A 16291-nucleotide genomic window follows, 5' to 3' on the forward strand; every position below is an offset into this window, starting at 1 on the left:
GGGCCGCTACGGGGTTTGCACTTCAGGTCCGGAAGTGCTCCACCAGGCGCTGCTGATGGCTGGCCATGTCATTTAGTGACTGGCCCATCTGCGATGATTCTTCTATCCGGGTTGTCAGCGCTTCGCTGATATCGCGAATCCCGCGCACGCGCCGGGTGATTTCCTCCACCACCGCGCATTGTTCCTCTGCGGCACTGGCGATTTGCCGGTTCATCTGATCAATCACGGCTACTGCGTCACCGATGGTGAGCAAGGCTGTATGTGTCTCGGCGACCAGTTCGACGCTTTGCCGCGCCTGGTTTCGGCTTAGCTGCATGCTTTCCACTACGTTGTGGGTGAGGCGCTGAAGCGTTTCCACGACCTCGCGGATTTTCCCGACCGAGTTCTGTGTGTGGCTGGCCAGGTGCCGGACTTCATCCGCGACTACGGCAAAACCACGCCCTTGCTCACCTGCCCGGGCTGCTTCGATGGCCGCATTGAGGGCCAGCAGGTTGGTCTGTTCCGCGATGGAGCAGATCACGTCGAGTACTTGGCCGATCTGCTTGCTGCTCTCTGCAAGCGCCTGAATATCCTTCAGGTTTAACTCCACGCCATGATCCAGCCGTGCGATGCATTCCGTGGTTTTATCGAACACGCCGAGGCCCTTCTGGCTGGCCTGTTCGGCGGCCGTCGCCGATTCGGCGGCTCGCGATGAACTTTGTGCTACTGCCTGTGCATTGGCGCTGATCTGCTGGAGTGCCGTGGCGGCTTGATCCACTTCCCGATGTTGCCGGTGCATGCCGGCATTGATTTCCTTGGCGATCATGGCACCTCGGTCGGCGGTGTCGCGGGTATGCCGCGTGACCTTCTGGATTTCTCCGACTATGGGTTGCAGCTTTTCTAGAAAGCGATTGAAGCCGTTGGCGAGCCTGCCGAGTTCATCGTTGCGGACGTTGGGAATGCGCTGGGTGAGGTCGCCATCACCATCGACGATCGCGTCCAACACCTCTGCCACCCGGAGTAGCGGGCGAGTGATACCGACTGCGGTGAGTCGAATCAGCAATAAGCCCAGGCCGCTCGCGAAGATGCCCAGGCTGAGGTTCTGCCAGGTGGCCTGGCGGTTTTTCTGGTCCAGTTGCGCCTGTAGATCCAGTGCGGGTGCCTGGAGCACGTTGTGCGGAACGCGGATGCGCAGTTCCCAGGATCTACCCTCGTTAGAGGGGTGCAGTGGCTGAAGCACTTCGAGTGCACTGGTTGAGTAGTCAACGGTCGCAAAAGGTTTTCCCAGCTCGTCGGGACTGGCGCTATGCCCGGCGAGCAGCCCGCTGGCGGAAACAATACTGATCTCGCCTTGTCCCTGATACAGGTCGGTGCCAAGGGTTTCAGTCAGCTTCTGCAGGCTCTTCAGACTGATGTCGATGCCTATTACCCCGAGGACTTTGCCCTCTTCGATTAACGGCAGGGAGATGCTGCTCATCAACGTATTGTGGCCTTCTACCTCGACGGAGTAAGGCTCGACCACGCAGGGAGTGCCGTTCTCCATCGGGCAGACGTACCAGGCGTTCTCGGGTTCTTTGCCAGGTGGCGCGTGGTTGGTGGTGATATTCGCTTCGGTCAGTACCGCTTGAGCCAGTTGTCCCGGTTCGCTTTGCGACCAGTAGAGGGCAAAGCGTCCGGTCTCGTTGCCCGCCGCGGCAGGCTGGTTGACGAAGCGTGAGTCCTGGTCGTCCAGGGCATCCGGCAGCAGTACCACATAGATGCCGAGCATCTGTGGCTTCTCGCGCAGTGCATGCTGGGTCTTGGCCACGATCTTGTGACGCAATTGCTCGGCGGAAATCAGGCCTTCGATGGACTGTTCGCGCAGTTGCAGCACCTGATTGGCGAACCCTTCGCCATATAGCCGTGCTTCATCGAAGAAGCGTTCGACGCGCAGCCCCTGAGCCGCAGCACTCTCTTCCAGGCGTGCCTGGGCCGACTCCCCGAGCATGCGGGCACCTTCACGCTTGAGCAGCTCGGCATTCTGGTGGGTCTGATACAGGGTGGCACCAAGCAGGACGACAACAACGGCCAACAGACAAAATCCGCTCAGCAGGCTGATGCGCCACTGAATATTGAGGCGGTCGAAGGGCATGGACGTTATCTCCTGTGGAGTACGGCGAGGCGCTAAGTGGCAGTGGGTAGCTGACTCAGGACGCCGGGGCTGCGAGGCAGGCCTGCAGAGCGGCGCGTAGAGGTTCTTCATGACACTGGGAGAGCCAGGTCATGGGTAGGCGGATACCCTTGGCGATCAGGCCCATTTGGTGCAGGGCCCACTTGACCGGAATAGGGTTGGGCTCGATGAACAGGGCGGCGTTAAGCGCTTGCAGGCGGGCATCGAGTGCGCGTGCGCTGTCCTCGTCACCGCTGAGCGCAGCGGCGCACAGACTGGCCATGAGGCGTGGTGCCACATTGGCGGTCACCGAGATATTACCCGCGCCGCCCAGGAGCATCAGGTCGAGGGCGGTGGGGTCGTCGCCGGAGTAAACGGGAAATGTGCCGTTGGTTCGTTCGAGAAGTTCCTGGGCGCGGAGCAGATCTCCCGTGGCCTCCTTGATGCCGATGATGTGAGCGGTCTTCGCCAACCTCACGACCGTATTCGGGAGCAGGTCGCAGCACGTGCGTGCCGGAACGTTGTAGAGCATCTGCGGAATGGCTACTGCTGTCGCAACCTGGCGGAAGTGCTGGTACAGGCCTTCCTGGGTCGGTCTTACATAGTAGGGCGTTACCAGCAGGCAGGCGTCCACGCCAGCGTCCTTCGCCGCGGCGGTGAGCTCCACCGCCTCCCTGGTGGAGTTGCTGCCGGTGCCCGCGATGACAGGAATGTGTCGATTGACCAGCTTCACCACGCGACGGATGAGGCCGATGTGCTCGGCGAAGTCCAGGGTCGCGCATTCACCGGTGGTGCCAGCCACGACAAGGGCGTCGGTGCCTTCGCCTAAATGGAGCGCCACCAGCCGTTCCAGGCTGTCGTAGTCCACCTGACCCGTATGGGTCATCGGTGTGACGAGGGCTGCAATGCTTCCTCGGATCATTTTTTCTGGCCTCAGATCTTCTTGTTGTTCTTCACGGCGAGGTAGGGCGGCCGCTTGTGGGGGCGTCCTTGGTCGATGATAGAAGTGCCGTGCGCAGGGGCGATATCCCAAATCGGCAGGTTCGCGTCGGGGGGAGTCATGGGCCTGATACATCTTGGGGCGCAAGCTTCGATGCTGCCGATTTGGGATAGCGGCCTATCCGGGGTAGGCCTAGCATCGATTTCGCTGGTAGCTCTACAACAACAAATTCTTTGGTCGGCAAGAGTGGCGCGATGTTGCTCTCCGGTCTTCCATCGACTGACTCATACAACAAGGTCAAGAAAATGAGCGTATATACCCCTTCGGTCGCGAGCTCGACAGAGTTGCGCCGCGGTGCCCTCGGCGTCGGTTTCATCATCTTCTTCGTGGTGTCCGCCGCGAGTCCGTTGAGTGTCCTCGCGGGTGGCTTCCCCATCGGTATCATGTTGGGCAATGGTGCGGGCATGCCCGCGCTACTAGTGCTTGCCTTGCTGGTACTGCTGTCCTTCTCGGTGGGCTACACCACCATGGCCCGGCATGTGACCAATGCTGGTGGTTTTTATGCATTCTCGGCGCGCGGGCTTGGCGGCTTGGCCGGCGGCGCGTCCGGGGTGCTTGCCATGGTCGGCTACAACATCCTGCAGGTCGGCCTGTACGGCATGTTCGGTGCTGTAGCTGCAGGCACCATGGCCAGTGTGTTCGGTTTAGACATGCCGTGGTGGGTCTACTCGCTGTTGGCGATGGTCAGTATCGCCGTGCTCGGCTACCGCAAGATCGACTTGTCTGCGCGGGTGCTGTCCTTCATCGTGATCGCCGAATACTTGGCCATTCTCTGGCTGGATGTCGCCATCCTTACGAGCGGCGGCGATGCGGGCATCAATCTTGACTCCTTCAAGCCGGAGCACGTTTTCAGCGGCACGCCGTCGATTGGTCTGCTGTTCTGTTTCGCCGCGTTTATCGGCTTCGAGGCCACTACCATCTATGGCGAGGAGGCGAAGAATCCCAAGCGCGCCATTCCGATAGCCACTTATGCCTCGGTACTGCTGATCGGCGGTTTCTACGCACTGTCGGTCTGGGCGATGGTGATTGGTGTCGGGGCCGACAAGATCGTGCCTGCCATTCAGTCGCTTGAGGATCCGACCACCTTTATCTACGGCATGTCCGACCACTTTGTTGGGCCCGAGTTGACCCGGGTTATTCGGGTGCTGTTCCTGGTCAGTATCTATGCCGGGCTGCTTGCCTTCCACAATTCAGCGGCACGTTATTTCTTCGCCATTGGTCGCGACGGCTTGCTGCACAGCCTGTTGGGCACGACCCACCGGATTCACCAGAGTCCGCACATGGGCTCGGCCTTGCAGAGCCTGATTGCCGCTGTGGTCGTTCTGATCTTTGCTGCCATGGGTGCTGATCCAATCCTGCAGCTCTTTGCCTGGTTCTCCAGCCTGGCGACCTTGTGTTTGCTCCTGCTCATGGCGCTGACGTCGGCTGCCGTGCTGGTCTACTTCCGAAAGCACCCCGAGCTGAAGCTGAACCTGATTCGTAGCACTGTCATGCCGGCATTTTCCTGTATCGCGCTGCTCTTCGTGCTGGCCATCGCGGTGGTTCACTTCGACGTGCTGACGGGCTCGAGCAAGGCCTTGTCCTATGGGCTCTGTGCGGTCATTCCGGCAGCCCTGATCGTCGGTGTAATGCTGGCAGCGCGTCTGCGCAGAATATCCCCCGAGCGCTTCAAGGCACTGGGTAGCCACAAGCTCTGAGCCCATACGGGCGCTCATCATTCACCCTGAAAAACCAAGCAGCCGCCGCGAGGGCTTTGCCCTCCGGTGGGCGAATGGAAGGTTCCTATGTACGACTATCGAATGCTTATCGACGGTGCCCGAGTAGTGGGCGAGGACGGTCACTTCGACGTGATTAACCCCGCTACGGAGGCTGCTTTCGCGCAATGCACTGCGTGCTCGCGCGCTCAACTCGATCAAGCGGTGAATGCCGCCCAGGCCGCTTTCAAGGGGTGGCAGCACAGTACCCATGCATACCGGCGAGAGTGCTTGCAGCTTATCGCTGATGATATCGAGCAGGATGCCGAGGGCTTGGCGAGACTGATCGTGGCAGAGCAGGGCAAGCCACTCGCGCTGGCATTTTCAGAGGTGATGGGTGGGGTAGCCTGGACCCGCTATGCCGCCGATCTGGAAATCCCTGTAGAGCTGGTCGAGGACACCCTGGCTAATCGCATCGAGCTGCACCGTAAGCCGTTGGGTGTGGTGGCCTCGATCACGCCATGGAACTGGCCATTCATGATCGCCATTTGGCACATCATGCCAGCCCTGCGCGCAGGAAACTGCGTGATCAGCAAGCCGTCCAGCCTGACTCCGCTCAGCACCCTGCGCCTGGTCGAGATCATTGCCCGTCATGTTCCGCGTGGGGTGATCAACATAGTCACCGGCGAGCGAGGACTCGGCGGCGCGATATCCAGTCATCCGGGCATCCACAAGATCGTGTTTACCGGTTCGACCGCCACTGGCCAACGGGTTATGCAGGCTGCCGCCGGCAACCTCAAGCGCCTGACCCTGGAACTGGGTGGCAACGACGCCGCTATCGTGCTCCCAGGTACACCGGTCGAGAGCGTAGTGGAGGACATTTTTCAGGCCGCTTTTCTCAACATGGGGCAGACCTGTGCGGCCCTGAAACGTCTTTACGTACATGAGTCCCAGTACCAGGCCTTCGCTGATGCGTTGGTTGAAATCGCCGGGCGTCAGGTGATCGGTGATGGCCTCGAGGCAGACGTGAACTTCGGCCCGGTGCAGAACCGTGACCAGCTCGAGCTGGTGGCCGAACTGGTCGATGACGCGCGTGCCCAGGGTGGCCAGGTGCTGTGCGGTGGTGCACGCCTGGATCGCCCGGGCTTCTTCTACCCGCCGACCATAGTCACCGGTATCACCGACGGCCATCGCCTGGTGGATGAAGAACAGTTCGGCCCGGTGTTGCCACTGATCGCCTACCGCGATGAGGAGGACGCCCTGCGCCGCGCCAATGCCAGTGAAATGGGTCTGGGCGGATCGGTATGGGGTGCAGACCCGGAGCAGGCTCAGGCTTTCGCCAGCCGTCTGGAAAGTGGTGTGGCCTGGGTCAACTGCCATGCGCAGATCCAGCCGAATACACCGTTCGGCGGCAGCAAGATGTCCGGCTTTGGTGTCGAGTTCGGTTTGGAGGGGCTGCTGGAGTGTACCGGCCAACAGTTGTTGTACGTCCGCAAGCGCGAAACCGTGTGAGGAGCGAAATCATGTACGAGAAATACAAGACCGCGCAGAAGAAATTCTGGCACCCAATGAGTTCATCGTCCCCGGAAAATCGGGCCAAGACTCTGATCATTGCCCGTGGCGATGGCAACTACATCACCGATATCGACGGCAACCGCATGCTCGATGGCGTGGGCGGGCTATGGAACGTCAACGTCGGGCACAACCGCCCCACGGTCAAAGCCGCCATCGCAGCGCAGCTCGATGAGCTGGCCTATTACCAGACCTTCGACGGCATCGCTCACCCACGGGTGTTCGACTTGGCCGAGCGCCTCACCTCGATGTTCGCCCATGAGCAGATGTCGCGCGTGCTCTTCAATTCCGGCGGCTCCGATGCGGTAGAGACCGCGCTGAAGATGGCCCGGCAATACTGGATCGCTTCCGGTCAGCCCGGTCGTACCCGCTTCCTCTCGCTGCGTAACGGTTATCACGGCGTGCACGTGGGTGGTACGTCGGTGGGCGGCAACGGTGTGTATCACTACAACCACGGTCCATTGCTGGCCGGCTGTCATCTGCTCGATACCCCCTGGTTGTACCGCAATCCGTGGGATTGCCGTGACCCCGAGCAACTAACCGACCATTGCATCCGCCAGCTGGAAGACCAGATCGCCTTGCTGGGGCCGAACACCATCGCCGCATTCATTGCCGAACCGGTGCAAGGGGCCGGCGGGGTGATCGTGCCGCCTGAGCACTACTGGCCGCGTTTGCGCGAGATTTGCGACCGTTATGGAATTCTGCTGATCGCCGACGAGGTGGTCACTGGTTTCGGCCGCACTGGCTGCATCCTGGGCAGTCGCGGCTGGGGCGTGACACCGGACATCCTGTGTTTGGCCAAGGGCATTTCAGCCGGTTATATCCCGCTCGGTGCCACCGTGTTCAATGCACGTATAGCCGATGCCATCGAGAGTGGTCCCGGCTTCAGCAATGTGATCATGCATGGATACACCTACAGCGGTCATCCGGTTGCCTGTGCCGCCGCATTGGCCGTGCTCGATATCGTCGAGGCGGAAGATCTGCCGGGCAATGCTGGTCGGGTGGGCGCGCAGTTGCTCCAGCAGCTCAAACCGCTCAGTGAGCGTTTTGACGTTGTCGGTGAGGTCCGTGGTAAGGGGTTGATGATTGCCATCGACCTGGTCGCAGACAAGCGCACCCGTCAACCGCTGGACCCGGCTGCCGGGCATGCTGCGCGCATCGCCGACGTGGCGCGGGGTGAGGGTGTTCTGGTTCGCGCAGTTGGCAACAAGATCATTCTTTCGCCTCCCTTGACCCTCACGGCTGATGAGGCCGGATTAATTGTTTGCGCTTTGGAAACTGCTATTAGCGCTTATCGCTAGCTTGCCTAACCCGCCTGCGCTGGGGTGTCGCGTGGGCGGGTGCTCTGACACAACAGCAACAATAAAAAGCCCAAAGGGCAGAATAGGAGCCTTGACATGAATCATCGAAAATTCACCGGAGCTTTACGTGGCGGACTCGCCCTGGCCATAGCGGTAGGCATGGCCAGCCAGGCTCAGGCTTACGAGTTGTATGCCGATGAAGACACTCACCTGAATGCCGATTTTTTGGCCGTTTATGGCTGGATGAATAGCCGCAAGAACTACGACGGTACAGCGGGTGGTTCTTCCTGGCGCGAGGGCTTCGTCAAGTACGGTATCAGCGGCGACCAAGGGCTCGCCGGTGCCGGCACCGCCTACGGTGCACTCAACTGGGTCAGCTCCGGCACCTGGGGCGATGGCGACCCCGGTGGCAACAGTGACGGCTCCGAACGCACCACCAAGATCGAGGACGCCTATTTGGGCTGGCGTTCTGCCGACATGTTTCCGGTGCTGGGCCAGGATGGTGTGGACCTTTCTTTCGGGCGTCAGGTTGTCAAGCTCGGCCGGGGTTTCCTTATCAACGACGATGGTCTGAACTTGGGCAAGGGGCCGGCAGACGGTGCCTTGAATCGTGGCGGAGCCTACTATCTAGCCGCACGGCATGCTTTCGACCGCACCGCAGTGGTCCGTATCGGTGGGGAAGAGGGCCTGCACGGCAGTGCCGTCTGGCTCAAGTCTGACAACCGCGCCCAGGCCGAGACCGAGCTGGCCGCCGGCACCCTGGACTACACAGGCAAGGCGGGTACCCTGGGGCTAACCTGGGTCCATGGTCTCGATGTCGCCGACAAGTGGGCCAGCCCCGCCCAGAAACTGCGTGAGGACCTTGATGTTTACAGTTTGCGCGGTGAGGGTGATGCCGGCATCGAGAATGCCAACTTCGCCTTCGAGTATGCCTGGCAGGACCTGGACACCGGCTCCGAGAAGGCCTGGTACGCGGAGGCGGGCTACACCTTCGCCGACCTGGCCTGGTCGCCGAACCTGACCTATCGCTACACCCGCTATTCCGAGAGCTGGGATCCGTTGTTCACCGGGCTGAGCACGGGTTACGGCACCTGGTTCCAGGGGGAGGTTGCGGGCAACTATGCCGGGCCGTTCAACACCAATACGGCCATCCATCACCTGGGGTTCAAGGTTAACACTTTACCGAACCTGACGCTTGGGGCGCTGTACTTTGACTTCAACACCCTGCACAAGCGTAATGCGTTGAACCTGGATGCTCGCGAGCTGGATGTGTTTGCCGAGTGGGTAGTGAACGATAACCTCATCATCAGCCCACTGGTCGGCCTTTACCAACCGAAGAAGGATGCCAGCAACGGTGGCAACCAGGTCAGCGGTGATGGCACCAACGTCTACAGCCAGTTGGTGGTGATCGTGCCGTTCTAATCCCTGCCGCCTAGCGTCTGGATGTTGCGCAGGCCAAGGTCAAAGCCGCCCCTTATCGGGCGGCTTTGTTACGGCTTCTGTTGTGTTGCAGGCCGCCGAGTCTCCGCGGAATGTTCCGGAAGGATTGCCGTGCGCTGTACCTGCATATTGGCGGCGATACGCCGTGTGGTTGCGATGACCATATCGATCACTGTTTCCTGACGCAGCAACTTGAAGCTGTCAGTGGTGCCGACGGCGGACAGGCTGGCAACCACTGCCTTATCTTCGAGGTCGATGATCGGTGCGGCGATACCGGTCAACCCCAGGTTCAGTTCGTCGTGCGTGATGCAATAGCCATCTTTGCGAATCTTCTTGGCTACCCTGGCGAACTCTGACCAGCTGTAAGCGGCGCAAGGATTGACGGGGTCCTTGGATATCCTTTCCTCGAACAGCTTCTGGAGGTGCCGGCCCTTTTGGTGGGCAACTAACACCTTGGATTGGGCGCCACGGAACAGCGGCAGGGGCTGACCGCGGCCGAAGGCGAAGTGATAGCTGTCATTGGGTTTGGTGATGAAAGTATTGATGATGCGTCCATCGTAGAAAACGCTGGCGAACACGGCCAACCCGGTCTCGTCAGAGAGTGTATGCATCAACTCACGTCCGGCGGTCAGGATGGGGTCGTACTGTCGCATCATCCAGTCCAGTTCAATGATGCGCGGCCCCAGCGCATAACTGCCGACACCTGCGCGGGTCAGCAAGCCGGCTTCGCAAAGATCTTTCACGTAGCGATAGACGGTTGCTCTGGACAGCCCCATGCGCGCGGCGATGGTGTCCGGGTCTATCTGAAGTTGCTGTGGACCGAAGAGGTCCAGCACACCCAGTGTCTTGCTCAAGCTGCTCATAGCGCTCCTTTACTGCTTAATCCCCACGGGCCTATCGCGGCCCGCTTGTTCTATAGCAGGCGTTCTGCCTACCGCGTTCAAAGAGTGTTTCGTTCGTCGCTGTGCCGCGTCCGCGCCTACCTATTGCTGGAGCGGAATGGTCATGTTGCAGTAAATATACCCTTTAAAATCTCAATAATCTCGTATTTTGAGCCTTTTGATAAAAAAATATTGTTCTAGAAGATATTTAATGAAATAAATCTCACAACAGAAACGCAAGAACTGTGAGGCCTACGAATGAATGGTGCCGAATTACTCATCAAGGCTGCCGCCGCCAGCGGCGTCGAGTACTGCTTCGCCAACCCTGGTACTACCGAGATCCCGCTGGTGGCAGCGATGGCTGCCGAGCCCGCGCTGAAGCCGGTGTTGTCGCTTTTCGAGGGGGTGTGTACCGGGGCGGCGGATGGCTATGGCCGTATCGCTGGCCGCCCGGCGATGACCCTGACCCATCTGGGGCCTGGCTTCGCCAATGGCATTGCCAACCTGCACAACGCCCGCCGGGCGAATACCCCAATCGTCAACGTCATCGGCGATCACGCATCCTGGCATGTGAATTACGATCCGCCGCTGGCCAGTGACATCACTGCGTTGGCGGGTGCGGTGTCCGGTTGGGTGCGTACGTCGCGTTCGGCAGAACTTATTGGTGAGGATCTACAGAGCGCCCTACAGGCGGCCTGGCAACCACGTGGTCAGATCGCCAGCCTGATTTTGCCGATGGATCTGCAAGCGAGTGAGGTCGCTGCGGGGTTGAATTTTTCTGCCTTGCGCCCACCGGTTCGCCGTTTTGCCACCGACAAGGTCGAGGCGGTTGCGCGCAGCCTGCGTGCCGGCAAGCGCTTGGTGTTCATCGTCGGCGATGACGGCCTGTCTGCTTCCGGTCTTGAAGCGGCGGGTCGTCTGGCCGGTCTGCCGGGCGTGCGTTTGTTCGCCGAGACCTTCCCGCGCCTGAGTCATCGTGGCGGTGGTCTGCCGGATCTGGATCGCCTGCCGTACTTCCCCGAAGTGGCCATCGAAATTCTTGACCAGTACGACGCCGTGGTCTGCGCCGGCGTCCCGGAGCCGATCAGTTATTTCGGCTATGAGGGCATTCCCTCTCGCCTGGCCGAGCTCGATCGTCTGCTCTCGTTGGCTGACGTCGGTGACGATGTAACCGGTGCCCTGGTCGCCCTGGCCGATGCCCTGGAAGCACCGGCATTCGTGGCCAGCCCTCTCGGGGTCGAGCTGCCGCCAGGGCAAGAACAGCTGACCCCGCAGTCGGTCGGTCGGGTTCTTGCCGCAGCGCTGCCTGAGGACTGCATTGTGTCGATCGAAGGGGGAACCTGCGGGTACCCATTCTTCACTGCATCGGCCAATGCCGCTCGCCACCGTGTGTTGACCAATACCGGCGGTGCCATTGGCCAGGGCATCCCGGTCGGTTTCGGCGCGGCCCTGGCCGAGCGCGGTAACCGGGTGTTCTGTCTGCAGTCCGACGGCAGTGCGCAATACACCATCCAGACGTTGTGGAGCATCGCCCGCGAGCAGTTGCCGGTGGTGATCCTGATTGCCGCCAACCACCGCTACGCGATCCTGCAGAACGAGCTGCGTCGTTTTGGCGTGACCGAGTTCGGCCCGCAGGCGCTCAGCCTTACCGAACTGGACCGCCCACGGGTGGACTGGAAGGCGCTGGCCAAGGGTTACGGCGTACCGGCAAGCACGGTACGCAGCAATGCCGAACTGCAGCGCGCGTTGGCCGATGCCAAGGCCTCGGCCGGCCCCTGCCTGATCGAAATGGAGCTCTGAGGACAAGACTATGAGCGATATCGAACTTTTGCCTGCAGTGCGTGAATTCCTGGCTAACCCTGGCCGACTCTTTATTGGTGGAAGCTGGCAGGAGGCCGCGAGCGGTCGTCGTTTTGCCGTAGAGAATCCGGCTACCGAGGCTGTGCTGTGCGAGGTCGCCGAAGGCGACGTTGCGGATGTCGACGCAGCGGTAGCCGCCGCGCGTGCTGCATTCGAGGGGCCGTGGCGGCACGTGTCGCCAGCGCGTCGGAGCCTGCTGTTATTTCGCCTGGCCGAACTGATCGATGCCCATGCCGAAGAGCTGGCGCAGCTGATCACCCTGGAGAACGGCAAGCCGATTTCTACCGCCAGGGGTGAGGCCGCGAGCGCTGCCAATATCGTGCGTTACTTCGCTGGCTGGCCAACCAAGATCGAGGGCAGCACATTGCCTGTGTCCCCGGCCAGTGGTGCGCCGATGCTCAACTACACGTTGCGCGAGCCGGTGGGGGTCTGTGCCCTGATCGTGCCATGGAATTTCCCGCTGACCATGTGCGTTTGGAAGCTCGGTCCGGCGCTGGCCACCGGCTGCACCGCGGTGCTCAAACCTGCCGAGCAGACACCGCTGGTGGCCGTGCGTCTGGTGCAACTGATCGAGGCAGCCGGCTTCCCGGCGGGTGTGGTCAACCTGCTCACGGGGTTCGGTATTCGTACTGGAGCACCACTGGCGCAGCATGCTGATGTGGACAAAATCGCCTTCACCGGCTCAACCCAGGTCGGCCGCCTGATTGCCCAGGCAGCGACCGGCAACATGAAGAAGGTCTCGCTGGAGCTGGGCGGCAAGTCGCCGAACATCATCCTCCCGGATGCGGACATCGTGCGTGCAGCCAAGGGCGCGGCCGACGGCATCTTCTACAACCAGGGGCAGGTGTGCACCGCCGGCTCGCGTCTTTATGTGCACGAGAGCGTGCTCGATCAGGTGCTGGATGAGCTGCCGCGGCATGCCGCGGCTTACGTGCTCGGCTCAGGCCTCAATCCGGCTACCAGCATGGGGCCGCTGGTCTCTGAGCGGCAGCTGGACACGGTCAAGGGCTACCTGCAGCGCGGCCAGGAAGACGGTGCTGAGCTGATTTGCGGCGGCAACCGGCCGACGCACCTCGAACATGGCCACTTCATTGAGCCGACCGTGTTCCTCGACCGCGCCGAACGCGCATGCGTGGCGCGTGAGGAAATCTTCGGTCCGGTGCTCACCGTCATGAGCTGGTCTGACATAGATGAACTGGTTGTCCGCGCCAACGACTCACCCTTTGGCCTGGCCGCCGGTCTTTGGACCAACGACCTGCGCTCGGCGCACCGGGTCGCGGCGCAGCTCAAGGCCGGTTCGGTGTGGATCAACTGCTGGAACGTGGTCGACCCGGCCTCGCCCTTCGGTGGTTACAAGCAATCCGGCTGGGGCCGGGAAATGAGCAAGCACGTGATTGACGCCTACACCGAGACGAAAAGCGTCTTCGTCGATCTCGCCTGAACAAACCAACGACAAGAGGAATAGGCATGGATCTGGAATTGAAAGACCGTGTGGCCATCGTCACCGGTGGCGGCATGGGGATTGGCAAGGAAGTAGCGCGTTTTCTGTCCCAGGAAGGCTGCAAGGTGGTGATCTGCGCACGCCGCATGGAGTACCTGCAGCAGGCCGCCGAGGAGATTACCGCTGAAACCGGCAATGAAGTGTTGCCGCTGTTCTGCGACACCAACGACATGTCTGCGGTTGGCGACATGGTGAGCGCGGCCAAGGCCCATTTCGGTCGTATCGACATCCTGGTCAACGGCGCTGCGGCACCGTCCGGTGTGGTGCGTAATGACATCGAATATGCCGGCGACGACGAATTGCTGTCCGACCTGAACACCAAGGTGATCGGCTACTTCCGCTGCGCCAAGGCGGTAACCCCGCACATGAAGGCGGCTGGGTTCGGTCGCATCATCAATATCGGTGGCTTGACCGGGCGCAGTAGCAAGGTGCTTTCGGGCATGCGCAACCTGGCCATCGCGCATATGACCAAGACGCTCTCCGACCAGCTGGGGCCGTTTGGCGTCACGGTCAACTTGATCCATCCGGGTGTGGTCGACACGCCGCATATCCAGGAGCTGTACGAGCGTGAGGGCATCAAGCAAGGCAAAACGCCGCAGCAGGTCGAACAGGGTTACATCGACGCAACGCCAATTCGTCGCACCCTGCAGCCCATCGAAATGGGTTGGTTGATCGGTTTTCTCGCCTCGCCCAAGGCCGGTGCCGTCACTGGCGAGTCCATCGGTATTGATGGCGGCCTGACCCGCGGCATCTTCATCTGAGGAGCAAGCAGCTATGAGCAACGGAACCTTTCTGGTCGCGACGGTTGGCCAGGCTATCATCCGCAGCGCTGACAACGGCAGCACTTGGCACCGCCAGGGCCTCGGCCAGCCGCTGGAATTCGATGCTATCACCCGCTCGCTGAGCCTGGATCCGCAGCAGCCGGAAGTGATTTATGCCGGAGCCGATATTGGTTTGATCGTCAGCCGCGACGTTGGCAGTAACTGGGAACTGGTGGACTCGCCATTCAACGGGCAGGCAGTGTGGAAAGTAGCGGTCGATCCGCAGGATTCGCTGCGTATCTTCGTCGGTACCGGCGCGCCTTCTCGTGCGGTGCTGTGGCGCACACTCGACGGTGGGCAGAGCTGGTACCGCGTGCCGGTAGAGATCCCGGAATTCTGCGACGGTGTGAGCAAACCGCGTTTATTGGCCTTCGCCTATGATTCGACCGACCGCAATCAGGTCTGGTTTGGCCTGGAAGAGGGCGGCCTGTTCCACAGCCGCGACGGCGGCGACACCTTCACCCGCGTCGACGACCGGTTGTTGTGGGACTACAACTCCGACATCCACAACATCCTGGTTATGTCCAACCATGGCAAGAAGACCGTGGTGGTGGTGTGCGTTAACGCCATCTACCGCAGTGAAGACGAAGGGCTGACCTGGAGCGGGCAACTGGCCAAGGATGACTTCGGTCTGTACTACGTGCGCGCCATGAACGCGCCGCTGGGTAGCGAAGACACCGTCTACTTGAGCATCTCCGACGGTACGCCCGGCACTACCAGCAAGATCCTCGTCTCGCGCGATGCTGCGCAGACCTGGGAATTGCTGCCGCTGCCGCAGCAGCCTAACTCCTGTGTCTGGGCCATCGGCATCAACCCCAACAACCCGCGGCAGATCATCGCCGGCACCAAGTACGGCCACCTGTTCACCTCGGAAAACGGTGGTGACGGCTGGCTTAAGCAATGGCGCGATTTCAGCGAGATCGCTGACGTGCTGTGGACGCCCGCCGTGGCGCAGATCAAGCCGGCCCATACCTCTGTCACCAGCAAGAAGTGAGGAGCTCCGCCATGAAAGTCGAGATCGTGCGTACCCACCTGTCCCTGTTCGTCACCGACCCGGATGCCTCCGCGATCTGGTACGCCGACGTTCTCGGCATGCACGAAAGTGCCCGGGGCGAGAGCTGGATCATGATGGCGTTCGGCACCAAGCACCACGACATCGCGCTGATCAAGGCGGCACCCGGTGCCCATCAGGGTGGCCTTGGGCTACAGCACTACGGGCTGGAGATCGCCGGTGACATGGATACCTTGCGTCAGCTCTACGGCATGTTGCTGAGCAAGGGCGTCGAGGTGGTGAAAATCACCGATCATGAAATCGGCAACGGTGTGTACTTCAACGACCCCGACGATAACCGTCTCGAATTCTTTCTCGAAACGGATCACGACGACGAGCGTGCCAAGGCACGCTTCAAGGCGGCCGGCGCGCCCAGCCGTAATTTCAAACTCGATCCACTGTAAGGACCTGCACAATGAAACCGAGCAACTTTGCCAATTACCACATCCGTAAGTGGTACAGCTTCAGCGAAGAAACCCTGGCCAATGAGAGCGGGCAACTGGCCGATGGCGAACCGCTGTTCAAGTACGTGGTCGCCGCGGCCATCCATAATCCCTATGCCGGGCGTTTCAGTGAGGATCTCAGCGAGCTGATCGAGAATTCGCCCGAACTGGGCTGTGAATTCGGCCGGCGTATTCAGGAACTGGCAGGCGGGCGCGCCATCGTCAGCTACGGCAAGGCCTGCCTGGTGGGCAGCAACTGCGAGTACGAGCATGGCAATGCTTTTCTGACCAATCCCGCGGCCGATCCGGTGCGCGAGGCCTTAGGTGGCGGTAAGTCCTGGGTGCCGTCTACCGGTAAGCGCGGCGCGCCGGGTGTCACCATTGATGTGCCGCTGGCACATAAGGATGCGCTGTATGTGCGCGCTCAGTACGACACCGTTTCTGTGTCCTTCGGCGATGGTCCGGCTCCGGATGAGGTCATTGTCATCTGGGCCTTTGCTAGCCGTGGTCGTCTGCACGCCCGCCTGGGCGGCCTGCAGGCCAAGGATATCAAGGGCGACAACGGCCTGACCTGATGAATACTACTGCTGGCCGGAGAG

The 16291-nt window shown here is 60.9% G+C and carries 13 protein-coding genes; 10 read left to right on the top strand and 3 right to left on the bottom strand.

The features are described from left to right. Positions 1-22: 22 nt before the first annotated feature. Positions 23-2110: a methyl-accepting chemotaxis protein gene (locus VMP31_RS09130; protein WP_325506284.1), complete on the bottom strand. Its 2088-nt coding sequence runs from the start codon at positions 2108-2110 to the stop codon at positions 23-25. A gap of 55 nt (positions 2111-2165) precedes the next feature. Beyond that, entirely contained in the window at positions 2166-3050 is an 885-nt protein-coding gene (gene dapA, locus VMP31_RS09135; RefSeq protein ID WP_325506286.1) for a 4-hydroxy-tetrahydrodipicolinate synthase, read from the bottom strand. 323 nt (positions 3051-3373) lie between these two features. On the opposite strand from dapA, the gene VMP31_RS09140 reads away from it, so the two are divergent. The 4 genes from VMP31_RS09140 (at position 3374) to VMP31_RS09155 (ending at position 9117) form a co-directional block, all read left to right on the top strand. Next, entirely contained in the window at positions 3374-4825 is a 1452-nt protein-coding gene (locus VMP31_RS09140; RefSeq protein WP_325506580.1) for an APC family permease, read from the top strand. 87 nt (positions 4826-4912) lie between these two features. After that, the gene (locus tag VMP31_RS09145; protein ID WP_325506288.1) at positions 4913-6334 is read left to right on the top strand and encodes an aldehyde dehydrogenase family protein; all 1422 of its coding nucleotides are present in this window, start codon (positions 4913-4915) and stop codon (positions 6332-6334) included. Positions 6335-6345: 11 nt separating this feature from the next. After that, positions 6346-7695, top strand: a complete 1350-nt coding sequence (locus VMP31_RS09150) for an aminotransferase class III-fold pyridoxal phosphate-dependent enzyme (protein WP_325506290.1) — start codon at positions 6346-6348, stop codon at positions 7693-7695. Between the two features lie 96 nt (positions 7696-7791). Further along, positions 7792-9117, top strand: a complete 1326-nt coding sequence (locus VMP31_RS09155) for a hypothetical protein (protein WP_325506292.1) — start codon at positions 7792-7794, stop codon at positions 9115-9117. 68 nt (positions 9118-9185) lie between these two features. Here VMP31_RS09155 and VMP31_RS09160 read toward each other — a convergent pair whose 3' ends face one another. After that, positions 9186-9998: an IclR family transcriptional regulator gene (locus VMP31_RS09160; RefSeq protein ID WP_325506294.1), complete on the bottom strand. Its 813-nt coding sequence runs from the start codon at positions 9996-9998 to the stop codon at positions 9186-9188. A 276-nt stretch (positions 9999-10274) separates the two neighbouring features. Between VMP31_RS09160 and VMP31_RS09165 the strand changes: the two genes are divergently transcribed. From VMP31_RS09165 to VMP31_RS09190, 6 genes are read left to right on the top strand one after another with little or no spacing between them, the layout of a single operon-like run. After that, positions 10275-11816 carry an acetolactate synthase large subunit gene (locus VMP31_RS09165; RefSeq protein WP_325506296.1) on the top strand — a complete coding sequence of 514 codons (1542 nt, stop codon included), beginning with the start codon at positions 10275-10277 and terminating at the stop codon, positions 11814-11816. A gap of 10 nt (positions 11817-11826) precedes the next feature. Further along, complete coding sequence (locus VMP31_RS09170) at positions 11827-13317, top strand: aldehyde dehydrogenase family protein (RefSeq protein WP_325506298.1); 1491 nt, start codon at positions 11827-11829, stop codon at positions 13315-13317. A 26-nt stretch (positions 13318-13343) separates the two neighbouring features. Next, a complete protein-coding gene (locus VMP31_RS09175; protein ID WP_325506299.1) occupies positions 13344-14138 on the top strand; it encodes an SDR family NAD(P)-dependent oxidoreductase in 795 nt (264 codons plus the stop codon). A gap of 13 nt (positions 14139-14151) precedes the next feature. Further along, positions 14152-15192 carry a glycosyl hydrolase gene (locus tag VMP31_RS09180; RefSeq protein WP_325506301.1) on the top strand — a complete coding sequence of 347 codons (1041 nt, stop codon included), beginning with the start codon at positions 14152-14154 and terminating at the stop codon, positions 15190-15192. An 11-nt stretch (positions 15193-15203) separates the two neighbouring features. Further along, positions 15204-15653 (top strand): VOC family protein, encoded by a 450-nt coding sequence (locus tag VMP31_RS09185; protein WP_325506303.1) that lies wholly within the window; start codon positions 15204-15206, stop codon positions 15651-15653. 11 nt (positions 15654-15664) lie between these two features. Beyond that, positions 15665-16267, top strand: a complete 603-nt coding sequence (locus VMP31_RS09190) for an amino acid synthesis family protein (RefSeq protein WP_325506305.1) — start codon at positions 15665-15667, stop codon at positions 16265-16267. Positions 16268-16291 lie beyond the last annotated feature (24 nt).

The sequence above is a fragment of the Pseudomonas sp. genome (assembly GCF_035512415.1).
Lineage (GTDB): Bacteria > Pseudomonadota > Gammaproteobacteria > Pseudomonadales > Pseudomonadaceae > Aquipseudomonas.